Origin of the sequence: Thermococcus sp. 101 C5, assembly GCF_009372125.1 — an archaeon.
GTDB lineage: Archaea > Methanobacteriota_B > Thermococci > Thermococcales > Thermococcaceae > Thermococcus_A > Thermococcus_A bergensis.
Window position 1 is genome coordinate 1 of record NZ_WHIZ01000104.1, and the last position, 3,366, is coordinate 3,366.

Below are 3,366 nucleotides of genomic sequence, written 5' to 3' on the forward strand. Positions count from 1 at the left end.
GTTAGTTTGTTGTACCTGATTTTGGGGAACAGCTTCATTTCTTCGATTAGGACTCTGTAAGCGTGCTTGTAAACTCCGTTAAAGTGCAAGTGTGCTAGTATTGCGAAGGTTATTAGGTCGTAGAGGCTGATTATTTCCCTGTGAGTGTTTTTCGGGTAGTGTTTGCTGATTATCGGGTAGATTTCGGATTTTATGATCAGGATTTCCCTCTGAAAACTCAATACAACCACCAATCAATCAAAAGACTTAAGTGCTTATAACTCTAACGATCTAATGGGAACTAGGGTTTCTATGGTCTCGTTTTCGCCTATGAGGCTTATATTGGGATAAGTGATCGTCATGAGAAGGTCTTCTTTTGATATACCCAGCTCGGGATGCTCTTCGACGGTTTTGAACACCGCATCCACGATTTCTTCTTGGGACGCGCTGTTAAGCCACAAATAGAATTGGGCGAGCTCTACAGGATTTGTTGTGTTGTAGCCAAGGGTTTCTGCCATTGCGTAGAGGAATGTTGTGTTTGTGAGAAGCTCTTGTATTTTTTCCGGATTAGGAACTTTTATTGACGCGTAATCCATGTTAAGTACTTTGTTGTCTTTTAGGATAAGTATCATTGCTTTGTACGTACTTTCCGATTCATTCACTGCATAGTCTCTCTTGACATCCTGGAGGACAACTACAAGTGGACCCACAAGTATTGAATCGCCTTTGTTGAGATAACCCTCAAAGAGAAGCGCTTCTTCACCCATAACAGGGTTAAAACTGCCCATAACAATCAACAGTCCCAGTATAAGTCCGAGATATTTTCTCATTTTTCCTCACCCCTTATCTTTTTTCCATAAAACAGCTGGAGCAAAGCAGGTGTTACCGTGAAAGCGGCAAACATTGAAGCGAGGATTCCAATTGCTAAGGTTTTTCCAAAGTCGTGTATTGCGGTGAGTTCTCCACTGAGCAAAGCTAAAAATCCTCCAGCCGTGGTTAAAGCCCCAACTAAGATCCCTGGACCAACTCCTTCAAGGGCGGAGATTATGGGATACGGATTGCCTTCCCTAAGTTCTTCCAAAAACCTGTGGGTAAGGTGCATTCCGTAGTCAACTCCAAGACCAACTATCATCGAAATAACACCTGCTAAAGTTTGAGTGAAAGGTATGCCCGCGAGCCCCATGTACCCAACGGTCCAAAGAGCGCCGAGGAACATGGGCAGTATCATTGCAATTGAAACCAGCGGTCTTCTGAAGAGCAGTACAACTACCAGCACAACAAAAATGCTACCGTAGGTGGATATCTTACCAAGCTCTTGATTGGTTAGGTTATCTAAAACGTAGTTCAAATATAAATCGCCCGCTAGCCGCATTTCAACTCCAGGTGGAAGATCCGCACTTTTTGCCTGTTCTTCAAAATAGCGCATAATGGCCCTAAAATCCTCTGGATTAGCCCCACCAAAGTTCCCCTTCAGCTGAATTAGTGTCATCGAGTAGTCGTCATTTACAGAAGCTCCCCCCTCTTCTATGGCAGCCTTTATTTTTTCTTTGTCTTCTGGGATGTATCCATATTTTCTAACGACTGCATCAGCTATGCTGTTGGTCTCAAAGACGTTGTTGTAGTGAGAATCGGCAAGTATTTCCTGCTCAAAGCGATAAATAGCCCTAACTACTGATGGGTCTCTCACATCATCTGCCTTCACTATTAAATTCACCTGGTCTTGGCCGCCGAATTCATATCTAACATCCTTCATAGCTTCAATTTCCGGTATGCCCTCAGGAATCATTTTTTCCAGTCTAACTTCCGTTGTTACCTGAGTTAGGCCATAAAGAAACACGATAGTCATTAGAGAGACAGCCGTGAGGGTTGTTTTTGGATGCCTCTTAATGGTTCTTCCCAGAGTGTTAAAGAACTTTGCAATAAAGCCCGAATGTGCCCTTATCTCAGGAACTTCGTGCTTTCCTTTAATTTTCATTACAACATCTTCGTAGAGGATTATAAGAGAAGGAGTTATCACAACAGCGTTTACCGCCGCCAAGCTGAGACCCATTATTAGGACAAAACTCAACCTGCGAAGGGAAGGCAAAATTGAAAGAGCCAACGCAGAAAATCCAGCTATAGTTGTCAAAGCCGCTCCCAACAGGGCTTTTCCCGTCTCCGCTACCGCTTCTTCCGCAGCTTCTTCAATACCGCTACCTTTTTTCCTCTCCTCAAAATAACGGTTGGTTACGTGAACGCCGTAGTCAATACCCATTCCAACTATCATTGCCCCAACCACGGTAGTTACCATGTCTATTGGAATCCCGAGAAGACCCATAAAACCGAGGGTCATCGTTACGCCAAATACCAGAGGTATCAAGGGCAGCATTGCCCTAAAAACTGACCTGTAGAAGTAGATCAACAGAAAAGCCACGAAAAGAAGGGCAATTGCCATCGTTCTACTCAAATCACTCTGAAGCATCGCCAAAATCCTGTGTGCAATTCCAATTGTTCCCGTCTGAATGACTTCTACATTTTTTGGAAACCTTACCTGGTTTATATCCATCTCAATGTCCTCATAAACCCTCTGCACCGCTTGAGAACCAGAGCCGGCTGTAAGGGTGGCTATCACCATTGTTGTTCTGTAATCGGAGCTTATTAACCCCTGCAGGGCTTCTGGAGGCAGGGTATTTAAAACGAATTTAACCTCTTCTTCGTTTTCAGGCAATCTACCAAGAATTTGAATAAAAATATCAGCAATGCTCATTGTGTTCGTTACGTATTCATGCTCCCTTAAACGCTCCTCGAGTTCGTAGATTGACTTTATCACCTCGGGGTCTCGAATATCGTAAACTCCCCCTTCCTCAATAGATGCCACCTTGACAATTATAAGAGCAGAATCGCCGCTTTGAAATTCATTTTGAAGTGTCAAATAATCTCTCACTGCCGGCAAATCTTGGGGAAGCTGCTTAGTGAGGTCGCTTTCGAATTCAAGCAACTGAACTCCGTATAGAGAGAGAATTAGCAAGAATATGGCTATCAATGAAAATGCCACCCTGTATTTTACTATTACTCTCGCAAGCTTCTTGAGCATTTTCTCACCCCAGAACTTTTGAACTTTCGGAATTTTCCGAAAGATTTTGAGGATATTGCTTAAAAACTTTACTGAAAGAGGGGCGTGTTTATAGTAACCTTTATTAGGGTTTTTGCTGAATTCTTTCGGGTGGTTGTCGTGATCCCCAGATGGGATCACAGACTCAAAGACCCTGAAAGCGTGGCATTCGCAATTCTTGACGTTTTAGCAGACTTCGAATCAGAAGGAAAGCTGAAGAACCTGCCAAAATCCAAAAAATTTCCAGTAAAAACAATACTGGCAATACTCCTCTTTAAACAATACTACAACCTACC

The 3,366-nt window shown here is 43.1% G+C and carries 3 protein-coding genes and 1 pseudogene; 1 reads left to right on the top strand and 3 read right to left on the bottom strand.

The window, feature by feature from the left end; genetic code table 11:
* The 3 genes and pseudogenes from GBV73_RS10755 to GBV73_RS10765 all read right to left on the bottom strand — a co-directional run.
* Positions 1–230 (bottom strand): annotated as a pseudogene (locus GBV73_RS10755) (IS982 family transposase); the annotation flags it as partial.
* A gap of 24 nt (positions 231–254) precedes the next feature.
* Complete coding sequence (locus GBV73_RS10760) at positions 255–809, bottom strand: hypothetical protein (protein WP_216643946.1); 555 nt, start codon at positions 807–809, stop codon at positions 255–257.
* Positions 806–3,052 carry a hydrophobe/amphiphile efflux-3 (HAE3) family transporter gene (locus tag GBV73_RS10765; protein ID WP_152881283.1) on the bottom strand — a complete coding sequence of 749 codons (2,247 nt, stop codon included), beginning with the start codon at positions 3,050–3,052 and terminating at the stop codon, positions 806–808. Before GBV73_RS10765 ends, GBV73_RS10760 begins: the two co-directional genes overlap by 4 nt.
* Before the next feature lie 84 nt (positions 3,053–3,136).
* Between GBV73_RS10765 and GBV73_RS10770 the strand changes: the two genes are divergently transcribed.
* The coding region (locus GBV73_RS10770) for a hypothetical protein (RefSeq protein WP_152881071.1) at positions 3,137–3,366 on the top strand (230 nt) is incomplete at its 3' end.